The organism is Myceligenerans xiligouense (assembly GCF_003814695.1).
In the GTDB taxonomy this organism is placed as follows: Bacteria; Actinomycetota; Actinomycetes; order Actinomycetales; family Cellulomonadaceae; genus Myceligenerans; species Myceligenerans xiligouense.
Window position 1 is genome coordinate 2,602,162 of the sequence record NZ_RKQZ01000001.1, and the last position, 18,253, is coordinate 2,620,414.

General features: G+C 73.4%; 17 protein-coding genes. 5 read left to right on the forward strand and 12 right to left on the reverse strand.

The genetic code is table 11. The features are described 5' to 3' along the window. Positions 1 to 28: 28 nt before the first annotated feature. Positions 29 to 952 carry an arylamine N-acetyltransferase family protein gene (locus EDD34_RS11290; RefSeq protein WP_211341561.1) on the forward strand — a complete coding sequence of 308 codons (924 nt, stop codon included), beginning with the start codon at positions 29 to 31 and terminating at the stop codon, positions 950 to 952. Here the strand turns inward: EDD34_RS11290 and EDD34_RS11295 are convergent. Both EDD34_RS11295 and EDD34_RS11300 read right to left on the reverse strand, forming a co-directional pair. Then, positions 938 to 1,381, reverse strand: coding sequence for a type II 3-dehydroquinate dehydratase (locus EDD34_RS11295; protein ID WP_123814660.1), 444 nt, complete (start codon positions 1,379 to 1,381; stop codon positions 938 to 940). The two genes, EDD34_RS11290 and EDD34_RS11295, sit on opposite strands and share 15 nt — an antisense overlap. A gap of 62 nt (positions 1,382 to 1,443) precedes the next feature. After that, the gene (locus tag EDD34_RS11300) at positions 1,444 to 3,147 is read right to left on the reverse strand and encodes an HNH endonuclease signature motif containing protein (protein ID WP_123814661.1); all 1,704 of its coding nucleotides are present in this window, start codon (positions 3,145 to 3,147) and stop codon (positions 1,444 to 1,446) included. A gap of 230 nt (positions 3,148 to 3,377) precedes the next feature. Here EDD34_RS11300 and EDD34_RS11305 point away from each other — a divergent pair, with 230 nt between their 5' ends. After that, positions 3,378 to 3,869: a low molecular weight protein-tyrosine-phosphatase gene (locus EDD34_RS11305; RefSeq protein WP_246012330.1), complete on the forward strand. Its 492-nt coding sequence runs from the start codon at positions 3,378 to 3,380 to the stop codon at positions 3,867 to 3,869. Here EDD34_RS11305 and soxR read toward each other — a convergent pair whose 3' ends face one another. From soxR to EDD34_RS11325, 4 genes are all read right to left on the reverse strand, one after another. Next, a complete protein-coding gene (gene soxR / locus EDD34_RS11310) occupies positions 3,870 to 4,403 on the reverse strand; it encodes a redox-sensitive transcriptional activator SoxR (RefSeq protein WP_123814662.1) in 534 nt (177 codons plus the stop codon). Beyond that, entirely contained in the window at positions 4,403 to 6,151 is a 1,749-nt protein-coding gene (locus EDD34_RS20910) for a serine/threonine-protein kinase (protein ID WP_211341562.1), read from the reverse strand. The genes soxR and EDD34_RS20910 overlap by 1 nt, the downstream gene beginning before the upstream one ends. Before the next feature lie 209 nt (positions 6,152 to 6,360). After that, positions 6,361 to 7,731, reverse strand: coding sequence for an MFS transporter (locus EDD34_RS11320; RefSeq protein ID WP_123814663.1), 1,371 nt, complete (start codon positions 7,729 to 7,731; stop codon positions 6,361 to 6,363). 105 nt (positions 7,732 to 7,836) lie between these two features. Continuing rightward, the gene (locus tag EDD34_RS11325) at positions 7,837 to 8,964 is read right to left on the reverse strand and encodes a M15 family metallopeptidase (RefSeq protein WP_123814664.1); all 1,128 of its coding nucleotides are present in this window, start codon (positions 8,962 to 8,964) and stop codon (positions 7,837 to 7,839) included. Positions 8,965 to 9,092: 128 nt separating this feature from the next. Between EDD34_RS11325 and EDD34_RS11330 the strand changes: the two genes are divergently transcribed. From EDD34_RS11330 to EDD34_RS11340, 3 genes are read left to right on the forward strand one after another with little or no spacing between them, the layout of a single operon-like run. Next, positions 9,093 to 9,992: an endo alpha-1,4 polygalactosaminidase gene (locus EDD34_RS11330; protein ID WP_123814665.1), complete on the forward strand. Its 900-nt coding sequence runs from the start codon at positions 9,093 to 9,095 to the stop codon at positions 9,990 to 9,992. A gap of 56 nt (positions 9,993 to 10,048) precedes the next feature. Continuing rightward, positions 10,049 to 11,059 carry an alpha/beta hydrolase gene (locus tag EDD34_RS11335; protein WP_246012332.1) on the forward strand — a complete coding sequence of 337 codons (1,011 nt, stop codon included), beginning with the start codon at positions 10,049 to 10,051 and terminating at the stop codon, positions 11,057 to 11,059. Then, positions 11,056 to 11,856, forward strand: a complete 801-nt coding sequence (locus EDD34_RS11340) for a glycerophosphodiester phosphodiesterase family protein (RefSeq protein WP_170177052.1) — start codon at positions 11,056 to 11,058, stop codon at positions 11,854 to 11,856. Before EDD34_RS11335 ends, EDD34_RS11340 begins: the two co-directional genes overlap by 4 nt. 48 nt (positions 11,857 to 11,904) lie before the next feature. Here the strand turns inward: EDD34_RS11340 and EDD34_RS11345 are convergent, their stop codons facing one another. From EDD34_RS11345 to EDD34_RS11370, 6 genes are all read right to left on the reverse strand, one after another. Further along, entirely contained in the window at positions 11,905 to 13,290 is a 1,386-nt protein-coding gene (locus EDD34_RS11345) for an extracellular catalytic domain type 1 short-chain-length polyhydroxyalkanoate depolymerase (protein ID WP_123814667.1), read from the reverse strand. A 188-nt stretch (positions 13,291 to 13,478) separates the two neighbouring features. Further along, entirely contained in the window at positions 13,479 to 14,618 is a 1,140-nt protein-coding gene (gene aroB, locus EDD34_RS11350; protein ID WP_123814668.1) for a 3-dehydroquinate synthase, read from the reverse strand. After that, entirely contained in the window at positions 14,615 to 15,241 is a 627-nt protein-coding gene (locus EDD34_RS11355; protein ID WP_123814669.1) for a shikimate kinase, read from the reverse strand. The genes aroB and EDD34_RS11355 overlap by 4 nt, the downstream gene beginning before the upstream one ends. Beyond that, positions 15,238 to 16,479 (reverse strand): chorismate synthase, encoded by a 1,242-nt coding sequence (gene aroC / locus EDD34_RS11360; RefSeq protein WP_123814670.1) that lies wholly within the window; start codon positions 16,477 to 16,479, stop codon positions 15,238 to 15,240. The genes EDD34_RS11355 and aroC overlap by 4 nt, the downstream gene beginning before the upstream one ends. A 10-nt stretch (positions 16,480 to 16,489) precedes the next feature. Continuing rightward, on the reverse strand, positions 16,490 to 17,383 hold the full coding sequence (locus EDD34_RS11365; protein ID WP_123816484.1) for a shikimate dehydrogenase: 894 nt from the start codon (positions 17,381 to 17,383) through the stop codon (positions 16,490 to 16,492). Beyond that, positions 17,374 to 18,204: a phosphoribosylaminoimidazolesuccinocarboxamide synthase gene (locus EDD34_RS11370; RefSeq protein WP_123814671.1), complete on the reverse strand. Its 831-nt coding sequence runs from the start codon at positions 18,202 to 18,204 to the stop codon at positions 17,374 to 17,376. Before EDD34_RS11370 ends, EDD34_RS11365 begins: the two co-directional genes overlap by 10 nt. Positions 18,205 to 18,253 lie beyond the last annotated feature (49 nt).

Genomic DNA, 18,253 nt, shown 5'->3' on the forward strand with positions numbered 1-18,253 from the left:
CCGAGGTCGAGGTAGTGCACTGGTGGACATGACGATCGAACTTCCTCCGAACCCGGCGGACACGTCCCGGATGGCCACCGGCGCCTGGCGCGCCGACCGTCTCGACCTCGCCGGATACCTTGACCGGCTCGGCATCACGGCGCAGCCGCCCAGCAGGGCGGCGCTCGCAGAGATCCACGAGCGGCATGTGCGGACGTTCACGTTCGACAACATCGATGTCCTCCTTGGACAGCATCCGGGCGTCGACCTCGACGTCGTGCAGGAGAAGTTCGTCGGGCGCGGCAGAGGTGGTTACTGCTTCGAGCACTCCACGCTCCTGTCGGCGGCACTGGAGCAGCTCGGGTACCAGGTGGCCCGGAGGCTCGCCCGCGTCGGAGACCCGGCCGCAGGACCCGTGACCGGGCGCACCCATCTCGTCGTCGAGGTGACACTGGACGGTGAGCGGCTGCTCTGCGACCCGGGGTTCGGGATGAGCATCATGCGGCCCGTCCCGCTGGTCGACGAGCACGAGGAGGAACAGGCCGGTGAGCGGTTCCGGGTCGCACGCGTCCGTGAGGGCGACGTCGCCGCCTGGCAGTTGCGGCGACTGCGCGACGCCGGCTGGGAGGTGCAGCACACCACCGACGAACTCCCGGCACGCCCGGTCGACCTCGTGGAGGCGCACCATTTCACGAGCACGTCCCCCGTCTCGCACTTCACCACCGGGCTGATCGTGGCCCGGCGCCTGCAAGGTCAGCACGTCACGCTCACCTCCGACAGCGTGACGATCCGGAGCGCGGGCGTACCGACGGAGCACCGCCACGTCAGCCTCGACGAGCTCCACGAGTGGCTCGACGTCCTCGACCCGCACCTGTCCACGGAGGAAACGGAACGCCTGCTGGACTGGGCCGACACGAGGCGGGCCACGGAGCAGCCCGCGGCGCGGCGGACCTGGACCTCACCGGGTCCGTGACGCTACCGCCTCCAGGGCGAGGCGGTAGCTCTCGAAGCCGAAGCCCGCGATCGACCCCGTGGCCACGCCGGCCACCACCGAGAGGTGCCGGAACGACTCGCGGGTCGCCGGGTTGGAGAGGTGGACCTCCACCAGGGTGAGGCCGGAGCCTGTCACCTGAGCCGCGGCGTCGCGCATGCCGTAGCTGTAGTGGGTGAACGCCGCCGGGTTGAGGACGACGTGGGCGCGGGTGTCCACGGCCTCGTGCAGCCAGGTCAGGAGAGTCGCCTCGTCGTCGGTCTGGCGGACCTCGACGGCGAGGTCCAGTTCACTCCCCCACTTCCCCGCCGCCTTCTCGAGGTCCGCCAGGGTGGCATGTCCGTAGATCTCCGGCTCTCGCACGCCGAGCCGGCCGAGGTTGGGTCCGTTGAGGACGAGCACTCGCGTCATGGACATGAGGTTAGGTGACCTCGGAACTCGCTGCGTTGTGGTTTCACCGCTTGGCACACTTTTTATGCAGCGAGCGAGGTCTCGGGCGGGTGGATGCTCGTGGCGCGTGGCGGGGCGGCGCGGGCGGAGGTTGCCGGTGGCCGTGCCGGACTCCTGGCACCTCTCGCCGTGGAGGCGAGGGTGATCTCGCGGCCGTTCCGGTCGGTCAGCGTCCAGCCCGAGTGGCGGGCGCCGGCAGTGTTTCCGGTCCAGCGCATGGTGATGCCCTGACCGTCGACGCGGTCGTGGTGGTGCCAGCAGAGCAGGGCGGCGTTGTCGACCGATGTGCCGCCGCCGTCGGCCCAGTGGCGGACCGCGTGATGGACCTCGCAGCGCGACGGTGGCTGGTCACAGCCGGGCCACACGCAGTGCTTGTCGCGGGCGATGACCGCGCGTCGCATGGGTCCGGTGACGGTGCGCTGGGCACGCCCCACGTCCAGGACGGCCCCGTCGGGTCCGAACACGATCCGGGTGACCTCGCAGTCACACGTGATTCGCCGCAGCAGGCTCGCTGGCACGCACGTGCCCGTACCGGTGATCACCGCCGGGGTCGACGCCGGAGCGGGCGGATCCGAGTGCGGCGAGCGGGTCTGCCCGGCCACCCACGACGGTGTGGTCGCCGAGCCGCCGGGCCGCGCGCCCGTGTGGGCCTGGACGGGCATCAGCGCGCCGAGGAGAGTGTGGTCCGCGTCGCCGGCCGGCCGGTCGGTGTGGTGGGCCAGGCCGCGCAGCTCGGCCCAGGAGACTGTCACGTTCAGGTGCGGGCGCACGGCCGCGCCGGTGCCGATGTGCCCGTTGTCCAGCGCGGTCCTGGCGAGATCCGCCAGGCCCTGAGCCCGCCGCTGCCCCGGGGTGCGGTCGTCCTCGGCGGCAGGAGCGCCCGTCACCGAGCCCAGCGCGGTCGTGACCAGGTCACCGTGCTCCGGGGTCAGGAACCCGGTCACGTGAAAACCGTCGATCGTGGGCGAGACGTTCAGGTACTCCTTGTCCCGGGCCTTCTTCATCCCCCGCTCGTCCGCATCCGGGTCGGCGCGGTGCGCGAAGTACCGGACCAGACCGCGGAAGTCCTCCGCCTGGCGCTCACCGGCCCACTCCAGCAACTGGTCCTCCCACGTGGGCACACGCGGACCACCGTCGCCGTTCGCCCCCTCCCCCGCGTCGCCGACTGCATCCGAGAGGCCCGCCTGCCGGCCACCCTCGTACCCCTTGTCCTGCAACCCGTCGCGGCCGTCCTCGAACGGTGCGTCGATCGCGGGAGCGGCCAGCGCGTCCTTGCGCGCCTGGCTGGTCGGTGCCACGTCGACCAGCGCACGCAGGTGCTCCGGTCCGATCGTCCCGTCCAGCGCCGCCTTGCGGGCCACGGGCAGGACATCACGCAGCACCGTCGCCGTGCGCGTCTCGCGGCGGGCGGTCGACCTGCTGACCCCTTCGGCCGCCGCGAGCCAGGTCGCGAACGTGCGCGCCCCGGTCAGAGCCCACAGGCCGGCATCGTCGATCAACGGGAGGAATGTCGCGCGCAGCACGTCGAACCGGTGACCGACCCGTCGCAGGCGGGCCGAGGCATCCACCAACGCCGTCACACCTGCGGAATCGGCAAGCGCAGGGTCGCCCCTCAGCGCCTCTGGCCCCACTGTCGCGACGATCTCGGTGGCCAGCGCCTCCAGCTCGGCAAGAAGCTCCCCGACGGGCCGGGCGCCACCTGCGGACACTCGCCGGTTCTCCGGCATCGGCGTTCACCTCCTCGACCCTCGTGACGTATCGACAGGGCCCGGTGCTCCGCGCCTCACCACCACGCTAGCGAACAAGAGTTCGAGATGCTTGTTGATAGCGAAATCTGTCGAAAACCTATCCGTCCACAGGATCCTCGTCCGCGTCCAGCCCGCACGATCGCATGAACTGGGGACGATCGGGCCCGCTACGACGATCAGGACACTGCCCGCCCGCCCGCTCCGCGACAATGATCCCCGTGACCTATCGAGTGATGACCGTCTGCACCGGCAACATCTGCCGCTCCCCCATGGCCGAGATCGTGCTGCGGGACAGGTTCGGGTCCGCCGGGCTCGACGTCGTCGTCGACTCGACCGGTGTGAGCGACGAGGAGCACGGCAACCCGATCGACCGCCGCGCCCGCACCGCACTCGCCGCGCGCGGCTACCCCACGGGCGACGGGCACATCGCGCGCCAGGCCACCGGGATCGCCGTCGACTCCCGGGACCTGGTCCTCGCGATGACCAACCAGCACGCGCGCCGCCTGCGCGCTCTCCGGCCCGGCGCCGACGTGCGCCTCTACCGCTCCTTCGATCCCGCGGCCGCCGGCCTCGCGACGCACCTGCTCGACATCGCCGACCCCTGGTACGGCGGCCCGGACGACTTCGAGGAGTGCCTCGACCAGATCGAGGCCGCCGCCGACGGCGTCGTCGCGCACGTGCGGACCGGTCTCGGGGGCTGATCAGGGGGCCGGCGAACCGGCCGGACGGCCCACGCCGTCGTCGTCCTCCACGCCGTCGACCAGCAGCCTGCGCGGACCCGCGCCGGTGCCCGAGAGCTCGTCGTGCGGATTGTTCAGCGTGCACGTCTTCAGCGAGAGGCAGCCGCACCCGATGCAGTCGGTGAGCGTGTCGCGCAGCCGCTCCATCTGCTCGATGCGCGCGTCCAGGTCCTCGCGCCACGCGCGCGACAGGCGGGCCCAGTCCTTCCTGCTCGGGGCGCGGTCGGCGGGCAGTGCGGCCAGCGCCTCGCCGATCCGCACGAGCGGGATCCCCACCCGCCGCGAGGTGCGGATGAACGCCACGCGCCGCAGCACGTCGCGGCGATAGCGCCGCTGGTTGCCACCGGTGCGCCGGCTCGTGATGAGACCCTGCCGCTCGTAGAAGTGCAGCGCGGAGACGGCGACGCCGGAACGCCGGGCGACCTCCCCCACGGTGAGTTCCGTGTGGTCCCACGGCGGCGAGCCGGCGGCGGTCGAGGATTCTCCGGCCGCCATCAGTCGCCCGACCCGACGCTTGGCACACTCTTTTCCAGGATGTCATCCGGATCGACCGGTTCGGCCCCCGCCACGTCAGCGGTGTCAGCCGTGTCGGCCGTATCAGCCGTTCCCGCCCTCTCCGCCGTCGTCCCCGCCCGCTCCGTCCCCGCCCGCTCCGCCGGCGACGCGCTCGGTGCCGCGTCCGGGGCGCGGGCGCTCCCGACCAGCGAGGACTCGCCCTCGAAGGGCGTGACGCACGACGACGTCGACGCCGACGTGACGCTCACGACCTGCTCCGCGCCCACGGCGATGCTGCAGCTGATCTCCCCCTCCGCCCCGCTCCCCGTGGCACCCACCGCGAGCACGCGCTCGTCGACCGGGATCTTCCCGCGCCACGGCGTCACGACGAGGAAGCCCTCCTCGTTGCCCACCTGCACGGTGTCCGGAACGGACACGCCGTCGGGCTCCGGGCGGGCCGTACCCCGGGACGCGCCCTCCTGGTCCCGCACCACCGTCGCGGCGTATCCGACGAGGACCTGCTCCCCGGGCGTGGCCGTCGTGATCACGATCTCGACGAAGCGGTCCGGGTCGGGGTCGGTCGGGAGAGGATCGCCCTCGATGGTGTACCACCCGTCGGGCGCGACGCTCGCGCCCGGCGGGTTCGCGAGACGGTCGTACAGGGTCCACGCGCCCACGGGCAGCAGCAGGCCGGCGAGGCCCGCCGCGACCGCCTTGAGCGCGGCGGGCCGTTTCCCGCCGAACCGCGCGGCCAGGGTGCGATCCGCCGGGTCCCCGTCGGTGAGCGGGCTGATCTCCTCGGTCTGCTCGGCGTCACCGGCCTCCAGCGCCCGGACCGCCTCGGCCCGCGCGGCGATCATCGTGTTCAGCGCCGGCGTGGTCCGCCAGGTGACGGGCCGGGCCGTGCGCCGGGTGATGCGCTCGACGATCTGCTGCGGGGTCGGCCGGGCCCCCGGATCCTTCACGAGGCAGTCGCGGACCAGGAGCTTCAGCTCCGTCGGCACGCCGTCGAGCTCGGGCTCGGTGTGTACCACGCGGTAGGCGACCGACTCCGCGGGGCCGCTGCCGAACGGCGACCGGCCCGTCGCGGCGTACGCGAGCAGGCAGCCGAACGAGAAGACGTCGGAGGCCGTCCCGGCCTCGTGCCCGCGCACCTGCTCGGGCGACATGTACGACGCCGTGCCGAGCACCTGGCTGACGGACGTGAGCGCGGTGGCCTCCAGCGCCCGGGCGATACCGAAGTCGATGATGCGCGGGCCGCCCGCGGTGAGCAGCACGTTGCCCGGCTTCAGGTCCCGGTGCACGAGCCCCGCCCCGTGAATGGTCGTCAGGCCCTCGGCCAGCCCGAGACCGAGCGCGCGGAGCGTGGCGACGTCGAGCGGCCCGGACTCGCCGATCGCCTCGCGCAGCGACGGGCCGAGCACGAACGCGGTGGCCATCCACGGCTGCCGGGCGTGCGGATCCGCGTAGACCAGCCCGGCGGTGTGGCTGCCGGCGACCCGGCGCGCGGCGTCGACCTCCCGCGCGAACCTCTCACGGAACTCCAGCTCGCCGGTCAGGTCCACGCGGACCACCTTGACGGCGACCTTCTCGCCCTCCGGTGTCCGCCCGAGGTACACCGTCCCCATACCGCCCGAGCCGAGGACCCCCAGCAGCCGGTACGGCCCCAGGTGCCGGGGGTCCTCAGGACGCAGCGGCACGGCCGCGCCCGCGAACGCGGGCGCTCCAGGGCTCGCCTCGATCGACACGCTGTGATTCCCCCTCACAGGTCTCATCGGTGGTTCATCGGTGGTTCTCCCGGCGACGCGCGGTCGCCCTCGCCGCCCTCGCCCGCGAGGCCCGCGATATGTCACCGCGCCTGCTATGTCCGGCTGATGCTACTGGGCGCCTTCCGGCGAGGGCGAATTCGACGGGAGTCTTGACGCGGCGCGGCCACGGGGTCTGAACTGGAGCGATCTCACGCCCGCGCCCGCGCGTGCGAGGGTTCCCGGACCAGGGCGAGCATGGCCAGCCCCACGAGCACCACGAACAGCACGGCGAGTGTCCCCCAGATGGCCGCGCCGGTGACCTGGAGCACGATCCCCCAGAGGAGGGGTGTCATGAACGACGCCGCCCTGCCCGTGGTCGCGTAGAGCCCGAAGACCTCGGACTCCCGGCCCGCGGGCGTGACCCGTGCGAGGAACGATCGTGAGGACGCCTGCGCCGGGCCCACGAACAGGCACAGGAACAGGCCGGCGATCCAGAACACCGCGGGTCCCAGTGAGTGCAGCGCGACGACGACCACGCCGGCGACGACCATCCCGGTGAGGGAGACGACGACCACCAGGCGGCTGCCGAAGCGGTCGTCGAGGAATCCCGCCGCGAACGCGGCCGCGCCGGCCACGAAGAGCGCCGCGAGGCCGAAGGCCTGGACCGTCGTCTCGGGAAAGAGGAACGACTGGGCGGCGATGATCGCGCCGTAGGTGAAGACCCCGGTCAGCCCGTCCCGGTAGATCGCCGACGCGACGAGGAACCAGAACGTCGGTCGTGCTTCGCGCCAGAGTCCGGCGATGTCCCGGGCGACGATCGCGTAGCTCCGGAGGAACCCGCCCGGGGCGCGTTCCCGGGTCGGCCGCGCCTCCGGGACGTGGAGGAAGAGCGGGAGGGCGAAGATCACGGTCCACACGGCGCAGAACACCGCGATGACCCGGTAGCCGAGTCCGTCGTCGGTGGGCATGCCCCAGAAGTCGAAGGAGTTCGCGAGGATGACGACGCCGAGCGCGACGATGCCGCCCACGTATCCCATCCCCCACCCGAGTCCCGACACCTTGCCGACGGTCCGCGGTGTCGAGACGCTGACGAGCATGGCGTTGTAGTTCACGCCCGCGATGTCCTGCACGACCTGCATGAGGCCGATCAGGATCGCACCCAGCCAGAAGTAGCGCGGGTCGGCGTACACGAAGAACAGCCCGAACTGGAGCAGGACGAGCACGAGCGTCGTCCAGCCGAGCCACCACTTGCGGCGGCCGGTGGCGTCGGCCCGCTGGCCGATCACGGGGGCGAGCAGCAGGACGGCGATGCCGGCGATGAAGCCGGCGTAGCCGTAGTTGGAGGCCAGCTGGGCGAGGGCGCGGTCGTACGCGGGGTGGCCCGGGCCCAGCTCGGCCACCGCGGGGTCGACGAAGTCCGCGCCGGTCAGGTACGAGGCGGCGAACACGAAGGTGATCAGCACGGTGTTCAGCGGCTGGGTGCCCCAGTCCCACAGGGCCCAGGCCATGACGCGCTTGCGGGGGATCTCGGCGTCGGCCTGCTGCTCGAGCCCCGTCGCTGGGGCGGCGTTCTCGCTCATGGGACGGAACTCTCCTCGACTCGGATGAACGAAAGGTAGCGCGGGGTGGCTGTCGTCCCGCCCTCCGCCACGGCGGGTGCCGTACGAGGTTCCTGCCGGGTGTCGTCAGAGGGTCTCGGCGGGGGACTTCTCGTGCTGCCAGTGCCAGGCTTCGGGGACGCGGCCGTCGGGTGCGGCCCAGCCGGGATGGAGCCAGCCGTGGGCGGGCGCGTTCGCCCGCATCCACTCGTGTTCGGGGGTGCCGAAGGTCTGGATGCCGCCGCCGAGGTCGACGGCGAGGCCGAGGCCGTGGGTGGAGCAGCCGGGTGCGGCGGCGATGGGTGAGCTCGGGTCGTAGAGGCCGGTCTGGTCGGCGAGGCTGCGGTAGGCGGAGTTGACGGTGAGGTCGGTGCCGAACTGCGCGCGGAAGGCGTCGTTGAGGGCGATGAGGGAGTCGAGGATGTCGGCGCGCACGCGGTACCGGGTGTCCCAGGGGACGGGGGCGAGCCGCTGGTCGGGGATGCGGCCGCTCTCAGGGGTCCACAGCTGGTCCGGGGCGGGGCAGGTGGCGGCGTCCTGTGCGGAGATCATGCTGTCGGTGGTGGAGCTGAGTTCCGCCCGGCGTGCGCCGAGGTCGCCGGCGGCCTGTTCGAGCTGGACGAGTGCGGCGCCGGCGAGACGGTCGTCCCGGGTGCGGGTGTGGGTGACCTCTGCGGAGTCCAGGGCGGAGCGGAGGGCGCTGCGGGTCAGCTCGTCGCCGTCGAGGGACTCGGTGGCGGCGTAGACCTTCTCGGCGCGAGCCATCGCGCCCTCGAGCTGGTCGCGGCCCGTGGTGATGTCGCCCCGGGCGCGCTCCACCATGGAGGCCCAGACGCCGTCGGAGGCGGCGATCAGGTCCTCGGTGGCCTCGGCGGCCTGGCCGGGCAGCCGGTCGACGAACGCCGTGCCGTCGAGGACGTCGTCGGCGGCGGTGAGCTGTTCCGCCAGTGCCTGCCGGGTGGCGGGGTCGGCGACGCGGCCCTCGGACTGCGTGAGCAGGGTGTCGGCGGACTCGGCCTGCCTGGCCAGGCCGGCGGCCTCGCGCTCCAGGAACCAGTAGGCGGCGCCGACGGTGACGGCCAGGAGGAGGGCCAGGACGGAGACGATGACGGTGTTGTGACGTCCGCGGCGGCGCTTCCCGGGCTTCTTCGCGGAAGCCGCTTCCGGGAAGAGCGGCGGCTCGGCGGCGGGGGGCGGGAAGGCCGTCTGGGTCACAGCGTCAGAACCTACGGCACGACACGGTGACGTGGACAATCGCGGCCGGGTGATTTCCTGGGCCTCGCGGGAGGCGTCGGGCCAGGTCCGGAGCGTCTCGCCACGGGGGGTGCGCCTACGGTGGGGCCATGTCACGGATTCCCCGCATCCTGCTCGCCGTCGTGGCGTTGGCGCTCCCTGCCGGTTGCGCCGGCCCTGAGGGAACCGGCCCCGGCGTCACCGGCACCGACGCCACCAGCTCGCCCGGCGCCGCGGCGGGCCCGACGGCCGCGAGCGCCGTGGTGCTTCCTCCGGTGGCCGGGCGGTTCGACTATCAGCTCGGTGCGGCGTACGAGCCGGCGGGTGGGCTGGACGTCGTGGTGCGGGACGCGTCCGCGGAGCCGTTGGAGGGCGCGTATTCCGTCTGCTACGTGAACGGGTTCCAGACGCAGCCGGGTGAGGCGGGCCGGTGGGCCGGGGAGAACGAGGAGCTGTTGTTGCGTGACGCGGACGGGGAGCTGGTGGTGGACCCGGAGTGGCCGGACGAGTTCGTGCTCGATCCGTCGACGGCGCAGCGGCGTGAGCGGATCCTGGCGGTCGTCGGGCCGGTGGTGGCCGGGTGCGCCGCGGACGGGTTCGATGCGGTGGAGTTCGACAACCTGGATACGTGGACGCGGTTCGGTGACCCGGCCACGGGGCTGGTGGAGCGGGCGGGTGCGCTCGCGCTGGCCGGGGCGTATGTCGAGCTGGCGCATGGCGTGGGGCTCGCCGTCGGGCAGAAGAACGCGGCGGAGGCGGCGGGTGCGGGGCGGGAGCTGGGCTTCGATTTCGCGGTGGTCGAGGAGTGCGGGGCGTACGGGGAGTGCGGGGCGTATCGCGCGGTGTACGGGGACCGGGTGCTGCAGGTGGAGTACACCGACAATCTGCCGGTGTCGTTCGGTGAGTTGTGTGCCGATCCGGATCGCGCGCCGTTGACGATCCTGCGGGATCGGGGGCTGGTGGGGCCGGGTGTGCCGGGGTATCGGCTGGAGCGGTGCGGTGTGCGGTAGGGGTGGTGGTGTCGGGTCTCTCCCCGCCGTGCCCGTGCGCGGGCTACTATCCGTGAGTGCCCGAACGTTCGCAGCCCGCCCCTGATCCGGCGGCGCCTCAGGTCACGCCGCACGTGCCGCTGGGCTGGGAGTCCGACACGCTGCTGGGCGGTTCTTTCGAGCAGGCGAAGCTGGGGCCCGCGACGCTGGTCCGTCTGCGGCCGGAGGTGGGCGCGTTGCCGCCGCATGCCGTGGTCGTGCACGTGCACGGCTACAACGACTATTTCTTCCAGGAGCATCTGGCGCGTGCCTTCGCGCGTGCCGGGTACGCGTTCCATGCCGTGGATCTGCGCGCGGCGGGTCGTTCGCTGCGGGCGGGGCAGGTGCCGCACTACGTCGGGGACCTGCGTGAGCAGGCCGCTGACATCGACGAGGCCGCGCGGGCCGCGCGGGAGCTGCACCCGGGTCTCCCGCTGGTGGTGCACGCCCACTCGACCGGTGGGCTCACGGCGGCCCTGTGGGCGCACGCGCGCCGGGGCACCCTCCCGGACGGTTCGTACCGGGGTCCGGATCTGCTGGTGCTGAACAGTCCGTTCCTCGACCTGCCGGGCTCCCTGTTCGAGCGCACGGTGGGCACGTGGATCCTGCGGATCGCCGCGCCCGCGAGCCCGCACCGGGTGGTCGTCGAGGGCCGGAGCGAGTACGCCACGCATCTGCTGGCCGCGAACGGCGGCCGGTGGGAGTTCGACACCCGTCTCAAGCGACCCGAGGGGCAGCCGGCCCTGGCGTTGTGGATGCGTGCCGTGCGGCGCGTGCAGATGCAGGTGGCGCGGGGCCTGCGGATCTCCGTGCCGGTCCTGGTGGCGCGTTCGGACTCGTCCGGGCCCGATCGCGCGGACAACCCGCTGCTGGACGCGCAGGACACCGTGCTCGACGTCGACCAGATCGCGCGGCGTGCCCGCCGGCTGGGTGAGGACGTCACGCAGTTGGTCGTTCCCGGGGCGGTGCACGACCTGTCCCTGTCCGCGGAGGGGCCGCGGACCGAGTATCTCGGGAAGCTGTTCGCGTGGCTGGAGGAGCGGCTGTGACCACCGGCTACTTCGACGCGCCGCACGGTTTCGCCGCGCTCGCGCACCGCGGCTTCGCCCGGCCCGGAGGCACCGACAACGGCCTGGAGAACTCTTTGGCCGCCTTCGCCGCCGCCGTCGACCTCGGCTACACCTACGTCGAGACCGACGCCCACGGCACGAGCGACGGGGTGGCGGTCGCACTGCACGACGAGGCCCTGGACCGCACCACGGACGCCACCGGGCTCGTCGCCGACCTGCCCTGGAGCACGGTCCGCGCCGCGCGCATCGGCGGCAGCGAACCCGTTCCACGGCTCGACGACCTGCTGGGCACCTGGCCGGACCTGCGCGTGAACATCGACGTCAAGGCCGACTCCGGGGTGCGTCCCGTGGCCGAGGCCGTCGAGCGCACCCGGTCCCACGACCGCGTCTGCGTCACGTCGTTCTCGCCCGTGCGCCGCCGCGCGACGCTCGCCCGGCTGTCCCGGCCGGTGGCGACATCGGCCGGCCGGGGCGAGGTCGCGCGCTTCCTCGCCGGGACACGGGCCCGGCTCGCGGCCCTCGCGGGGCGCGCCCTGCGCGACGTCGGCGCCCTCCAGGTGCCCGTCACGGACCGCGTCCCGCTCGCGGGCCGGATCACCGTGGTGGACGGCACCACCGTGCGCGCCGCCCACCGCGCCGGCAAGCAGGTCCACGTGTGGACCATCGACGACCCCGCCGAGATGCACCGCCTCATCGACCTCGGCGTGGACGGCATCGTGACCGACCGCGCCGACACCCTCAGGGACGTGCTGACGGCCCGCGGGATGTGGGCCTGACCGGTCGTCCGGAGAGGTTCCCGGCGGCGCCGACCCCGCGCAGGAGCCCTACGGGACGCTCTGCGGGAAGCACTCCACCTCGGGCGGCGTGCCCGGCGCCGTCCCGGAGCCGATGAACCCGTACGTCGTCGACTGCCCGGACGTCACGCGGCCGTTCCACCCGACGTTGCCCACGGTGACTGTTCCCGTGGTCCCCTGCAGGTCCCCGTTCCACAGCTGCGAGACGTTCGAGCCGGACAGTGTGAACCGGGTCAGCCAGTCGTGGATCTGGTCGTTCGTAGCGGTCACCGTGACCTCGGCCTGGTAGCCGCCCTGCCAGGCGTTGACGACGGTCAGCGCCGCCTCGCAGGTGCCCGGCGGGGGCTCCGGGAACGTCGGGTCGTCCGTGGGGTCCCCGGTCGGCGTGGGGGTCGGGGGCGGGTCGTCCGTCGGTGTGGGGGTGGGCGTCGGTGTGGGCTCCCCGCTGCCCTCGTCCAGGCCGCCGAAGAAGTCCATCGCGTACTGCGCCATGCCCGTGCGGTAGAGGTCGTGGGAGTACCCCTGCAGGCTGATCGACTGGAAGTCCGGCAGCGCGGCGTCCCCGTAGGTGGTCCGGGTCCAGTCCTGCTGCGGCTGGTCGACGGCGCCGGAGCCCTGGGCGAGCCCGTGCAGGTCGGTCCACTGCTTGATCTGCTCCCCGAAGTTCGGGTAGGCCAGCACGGTGTCCTGCGTGCCGTGCCACGTCTGGAACCGCGGGTACGGGCCGGCGTACCCCGGGTACATGCCGCGGGCCGCGTCGCCCCACTCCGGCGCCGTGCGGATGTCCTGCCCGTTCGAGCAGGTGCTGTTCCACGTGTTGTCCGGGCTGCCCGTCGCGAAGCACGTCGCGGGCACCCCTGCGAACGCCGCCCCTGCCGCGAACACGTCGGGGTACAGCGCCAGCAGGACGTTGGTCATCATCGCCCCCGACGACACGCCCGTCGCGTAGATCCGCGACGTGTCCACGCCGTACTGCGCCGTCGCGTGGGCGATCATCGACCGGATCGCCACGGGGTCGCTGCCGCCGTCGCGCGTCAGGGCGTCCGGCGAGTACACGTCGAAGCAGTGCCCGTCCCGCGTCGCCTCGGGGAACACGATGACGAACCCCTGCTCGTCCGCCGCCCGCACGAACTCCTGCGCGCCGCCGCCGAAGTACGCCGGCGCCGAGCCCGTGCAGTAGTGGACCGCGACCAGGAGCGCCGGGTTCGGGTCGACGTCGTCGGGCACGTACACGTACATGTTCAGCCCGCTCGGGTTGGGCCCGAAGTCCGTCACCTGCTGCAGGCTCGCCGCCGACGCCGGCCGCGTCGCCGCCTCGGTCCCGAGCGCCCCGAGCGTCAGGGCGAGCGCCGCCACGAGCGCTCCGGCCAGCGGGCGCAGGAGGCGTCTCCGGGTGGGGTGTGCCTGGATCCTCATCGTCGGGCCCCTTCGTCGGCGTGCCGCTGAGCGCCGACGTCGGGACGACGCCGGCGCGCCCACCCAACCGCCCCGACCACGCGCGATCCACACCCTGAACCGATTAGTCGCAGGCCGTCCCGCGCGAACGGGCGAGGGGCGGGCCGCGGGGTCGGTCACCCGATGACCGACCGACCGCCCACCCGCCCTCAGCCCAGGGTCAGCTGCGTCTCGCGGCCTGCCGGGGGTTCCTTGGACACCTCGGCGTACGCCGCTGCCAGCAGCGTGGGGTCGGGGCCTTCCAGGCGGACCGGCTTGGCGACGTCGTCGAGCACCACGAAGCGCAGCATGTCTCCGCGGGACTTCTTGTCGCGGCGCATGGCGCCGAGCAGGTCGTCCCACTTGTCGCCACGGTAGGACGTCGGCAGCCCGAGCGCGGTGAGGAGTTCGCGGTGGCGGTCGACGACGGCGTCGTCGAGCTTGCCCGCGAGCCGGGCGAGCTCGGCGGCGAACACCATGCCGACGGCGACGGCGGCCCCGTGGCGCCACTGGTAGCGCTCGGCGAGCTCGACGGCGTGGCCGAACGTGTGCCCGTAGTTGAGGATCTCGCGCAGGCCGGACTCCTTGAGGTCCTCCCCCACGACGCGTGCCTTGACCCGCACGGAGCGGGTGACGAGCTCGGCGAGGACGTCCCAGGTGGCCGCGGGCGCGTCGGCGCCTTGCCAGCCCTTGAGGTCGGCCGCGTGCTCGCTCACGAGGCGCAGGATCTCCTCGTCGGCGATGAAGCCGGTCTTGACGACCTCGGCGAGCCCGGCCACGAGGTCCCAGCGGTCCAGGGACTCCAGGGCGGCCAGGTCGCACAGCACGCCGGCGGGCGGGTGGAAGGAGCCCACGAGATTCTTGCCCTCGGCGGTGTTGATGCCGGTCTTGCCGCCGACGGCGGCGTCGACCATCGCGAGCAGCGTGGTGGGCATGTGCACGACGCGGATGCCGCGCAGCCAGGTCGCGGCGACGAAGCCGGCCAGGTCGGTGGTCGCGCCGCCGCCCACGGACACGATCGCGTCGGAGCGGGTGAAGTCGGCCTGCCCGAGGACCTGCCAGCAGAACGCGGCGACCTGCGCGGTCTTCTGCTCCTCCGCGTCGGGCAGTTCGACGGCGAACGCCTCGTAGCCCTGCCCCGCCATGTCCTCGCGCACCGCCTCGCCCGTGGCCTGCAGGGAGGCCGGGTGCATGACGAGCACGCGCCGTGTGTCCCGGCCGATCATCGCGGCCAGCTCGCCGAGCAGGTGCCTGCCGATGACGACGTCGTAGGGCCGCTCTCCGGACACGGTCACGCGGGTGGTGCTCACTGCTGGTTCTCCTCGTCGTCCGGGTGCCCGTCGTCCAGGTGCTCCTCGTCCAGGTGCTTGGGGTCGGCGAGCTCGGCGACGGGCTCCAGGCCGAGCGCGGCCACGATCCGGGCGGCCGCCTCGGCGGCCGGGCGGTCCGTGGACTCGACCCGCACGGTGGCGAGTCGCTCGTAGGTGGGGCGGCGCTCGTCCATGAGGGCCTGCCACCGCTGCCGGGGGTTGCCGAGCAGCAGCGGACGGGCCTGGTTCATGCCGACGCGCGGGGCGGCCACGGCCAGCGACACGTCGAGGAAGACGACGTGCCCGCCGCGCTCCGCGTACCGGGTGAGCGCCTTGTCGGTCTCGGCATCCATCACCGCTCCCCCGCCGAGCGCCAGGATGCCGTCGTGCTCCTGGAGCGCGGCGGCGACGGCCCGGCGTTCCATGGCGCGGAACGCGGGCTCGCCGTCGTCCACGAAGATGTCGGCGACGGGTTTGCCGGCGGTCGCCTCGATGTCGTGGTCGGTGTCCCGCACGCTCAGGCCGAGGCCGTGGGCCAGGACGCGCCCGAGCTTGGACTTGCCGGAACCGGGCGGGCCGACCAGGACCAGGACGGGGCCGGGCGCGGGGCTGTCGCCGCTCATCGCAGCTCCTGCGGGATCGCGGCGCGGTACGCCTCGACGTTGCGGCGGGTCTCGGTGAGCGAGTCGCCGCCGAACTTCTCGATCGCGGCCTCGGCCAGCACGAGCGCCACCATCGCCTCGGCGACCACGGCCGCGGGCGGCACCGCGCACACGTCGGAACGCTGGTGGTGGGCGGTCACGGGCTCGCCGGTGGCGACGTCGACGGTCGGCAGGGCGCGCGGCACCGTGGAGATCGGCTTCATGGCGGCGCGTACCCGCACCGCCTCGCCGTTGGACATGCCGCCCTCGATGCCGCCGGCGCGGTTCGTGTCCCGGACCAGGCCCGCGCCGCCGTCGGGCCCCGCGGAGGTGCCGGAGCCCGGCAGGATCGCGTCGTGCGCGGCGGTGCCACGGCGCCGCGCCGTGCGGAAGCCGTCGCCCACCTCGACGCCCTTGATCGCCTGGATGCCCATGAGCGCAGCGGCCAGCCGAGCGTCGAGTCGCCGGTCGCCCTGCACGTACGTGCCGAGGCCCGACGGGACCCCGTAGGCGAGCACCTCGACGACCCCGCCGAGCGTGTCGCCGTCGGCCTTGGCCAGGTCGATCTCCTCGACCATCAGCGCGGACGTGGCGGCGTGGTGGCAGCGCACCGGGTCGGCGTCGAGCGCGGCGACGTCGTCGGGCCCGGGCGGCGGGGCGTCCTGCGGCACCTCGACCGGCCCGATCGCGACGACGTGCGAGACCAGCCGCACCCCGAGCGCCTGCTCGAGGAACTTCGCGGCGGCCGTCCCCAGGGCGACACGCATCGCCGTCTCACGGGCGCTGGCCCGCTCCAGGACGGGGCGCGCGTCGTCGAACCCGTACTTGCGCATGCCCACCAGGTCGGCATGGCCGGGCCGCGGGCGCGTGAGCGGCCGGTTGCGGGCGATCTCCCGCTCGTCGCCGGTACCGGCGTCCTTCAGGAGCGCCTCACGGGCCACGGGGTCGGCGGACATCACCTCGGTCCACTTGGGCCACTCGCTGTTGCCGATCTCGACGGCGAGCGGCCCGCCCTGCGTGAGCCCGTGCCGCAGGCCGCCGAGCACGCGCAGCTCGTCCTGCTCGAACTTCTGCCGCGAGCCCCGCCCGTAGCCGAGACGACGCCGGGCGAGCGCCGCCCGGATGTCGTCGGTGGTGAGGGCCACACCTGCCGGCAGGCCCTCCATCACCCCCACCAGGGCAGGACCGTGCGACTCTCCCGAGGTCAACCAGCGAAGCATGCCGCAATCCTTACACGTCGAGCGCCGTCGCGAGCGCCGCGTCCATGGCGGCGAGCACCCCGGCCGGCGAGGTGTCGCGGCCGGTCATGAGGCGTACCTGCGCGACGGCCTGGTGCAGGAGCATGCGCTCGCCGGGCACGGCGGTCCCGCCCGCCGACGCCCAGGCGGCGTGCAGGGCGGTGGGGCGCGGATCGTAGGCGACGTCGAGGAGGACGCCGCGGGGAGCGCTGCCGAGGACGGCGGCCAGGGGGTCCGCGGCGCGCGGCGGCAGTGTGGAGACGACGACGTCGGCCGCCGCGAGCTCACCGGCGACACGGCCGTCCGCGCCGGTGAGGTCGGCCTCGACGAGTTCGGGGGTGACTCCCATGCGCGCGATCGCCGCGCGCAGTTCCCCGACCCGGTCCAGGGAGCGGACCAGGACGCGGGCGGAGGTGCAGCCCAGTTCCCCGAGCGCGGCCAGCGCGGACGCGGCGGTCGCTCCCCCGCCGAGGACGACGGCGCGCGTGACCTCGGGCGCGGGCGGCCGTGCCGCGAGCCCTTCGCGCAGCGCCTGCACGAGCCCGTACACGTCGGTGTTGGTGCCGGTGAGGGTCACGCCGCCGGCGGTGTCACCCGCCGGGCCGGCCGGTGAGACGAGCACGGTGTTCACCGCGCCGACGGCGGCGGCCAGCGGGTCCACGTGGTCGACGAGCTCCAGGGCGCGGTGCTTGAGCGGCATGGTCAGGGACAGGCCCGCCCAGCCGCGGTCGACGTCGGACAGGAACGCCTCCAGGCCGGCGGCGTCCACGTCGTGGCGCCCGTACTCCCAGTCGTCGAGGCCGAGGGCGCGGTAGGCGGCGGCGTGCAGCGCCGGGGACAGCGAGTGGGCGACGGGGTGCCCGAGGACCGCGGCCCTCACGTCCAGGCCTCGCCGGTGAGCGTCTCGTAGATCTCGACGTACCGGGCGCGGGTCTCCGCCACGACGTCGGCGGGGATCTCCGGGCCCGGGGCGGTGCGGTCCCAGTCGGTGAGGGTGGCGGACCAGTCGCGCACGTACTGCTTGTCGTACGACCACTGCGACCGGCCGGGCTCGTACTCGGACGCCTTCCAGAACCGCGACGAGTCCGGGGTGAGCACCTCGTCCGCCAGGGTGAGGACGCCTGCGGCGTCGTACCCGAACTCGAGCTTGGTGTCGGCGATCACGACGCCGCGCTCGCGGGCGATCTCGGAGCCGCGGGCGTAGATGTCCAGGGTCAGGTCCCGCAGCCGCGCGGCCGTGGCCGCGCCCACCCGCTCGGCGACCGCCTCGAAGGGGATGTACTCGTCGTGCCCCTCGTCGGCCTTGGTCGACGGCGTGAACACCGGCTGCGGCAGGCGGTCCGCCTCCACGAGGCCGGGCGGCAGCGCGAGACCCGACACGGAGCCCGACTCCTGGTAGGAGCGCAGGCCCAGACCCGCGAGGTAGCCGCGCGCGATGCACTCGACCGGCAGGATGTCGAGCTTGCGGCAGCGGATGGCCCGGCCCTTCCACTCGGCCGGCACGTCCTCGCTGATGACGTGGTTCGGCACGAGGTCGGCGAACTGCCGGAACCACCACAGCGAGAGCTGCGTGAGGATCGCGCCCTTGTCCGGCACCGGCGTCGGGAGCACGACGTCGTACACCGACACCCGGTCCGAGGCGACCAGGATCACGTCCTGCCCGTCCGCGTACACCTCACGTACCTTGCCCTGGCGAATCAGTTCCACGCCGGAAAGGCTACGTCACGCGGGCGTGTCGCCCGTCCCCGATCCGGCT

Excerpts from the sequence above, each read along its gene's own strand:
- aroC (WP_123814670.1), bottom strand. The coding sequence starts at position 16,479 with ATGCTTCGCTGGTTGACCTCGGGAGAGTCGCACGGTCCTGCCCTGGTG.
- EDD34_RS11300 (WP_123814661.1), bottom strand. The coding sequence starts at position 3,147 with ATGCCGGAGAACCGGCGAGTGTCCGCAGGTGGCGCCCGGCCCGTCGGG.
- EDD34_RS11345 (WP_123814667.1), bottom strand. The coding sequence starts at position 13,290 with ATGAGGATCCAGGCACACCCCACCCGGAGACGCCTCCTGCGCCCGCTG.
- EDD34_RS11330 (WP_123814665.1), top strand. The coding sequence starts at position 9,093 with ATGTCACGGATTCCCCGCATCCTGCTCGCCGTCGTGGCGTTGGCGCTC.
- EDD34_RS11320 (WP_123814663.1), bottom strand. The coding sequence starts at position 7,731 with ATGAGCGAGAACGCCGCCCCAGCGACGGGGCTCGAGCAGCAGGCCGAC.
- EDD34_RS11290 (WP_211341561.1), top strand. The coding sequence starts at position 29 with ATGACGATCGAACTTCCTCCGAACCCGGCGGACACGTCCCGGATGGCC.
- EDD34_RS11295 (WP_123814660.1), bottom strand. The coding sequence starts at position 1,381 with ATGACGCGAGTGCTCGTCCTCAACGGACCCAACCTCGGCCGGCTCGGC.
- EDD34_RS11355 (WP_123814669.1), bottom strand. The coding sequence starts at position 15,241 with ATGAGCGGCGACAGCCCCGCGCCCGGCCCCGTCCTGGTCCTGGTCGGC.
- soxR (WP_123814662.1), bottom strand. The coding sequence starts at position 4,403 with ATGGCGGCCGGAGAATCCTCGACCGCCGCCGGCTCGCCGCCGTGGGAC.
- EDD34_RS11305 (WP_246012330.1), top strand. The coding sequence starts at position 3,378 with ATGATCCCCGTGACCTATCGAGTGATGACCGTCTGCACCGGCAACATC.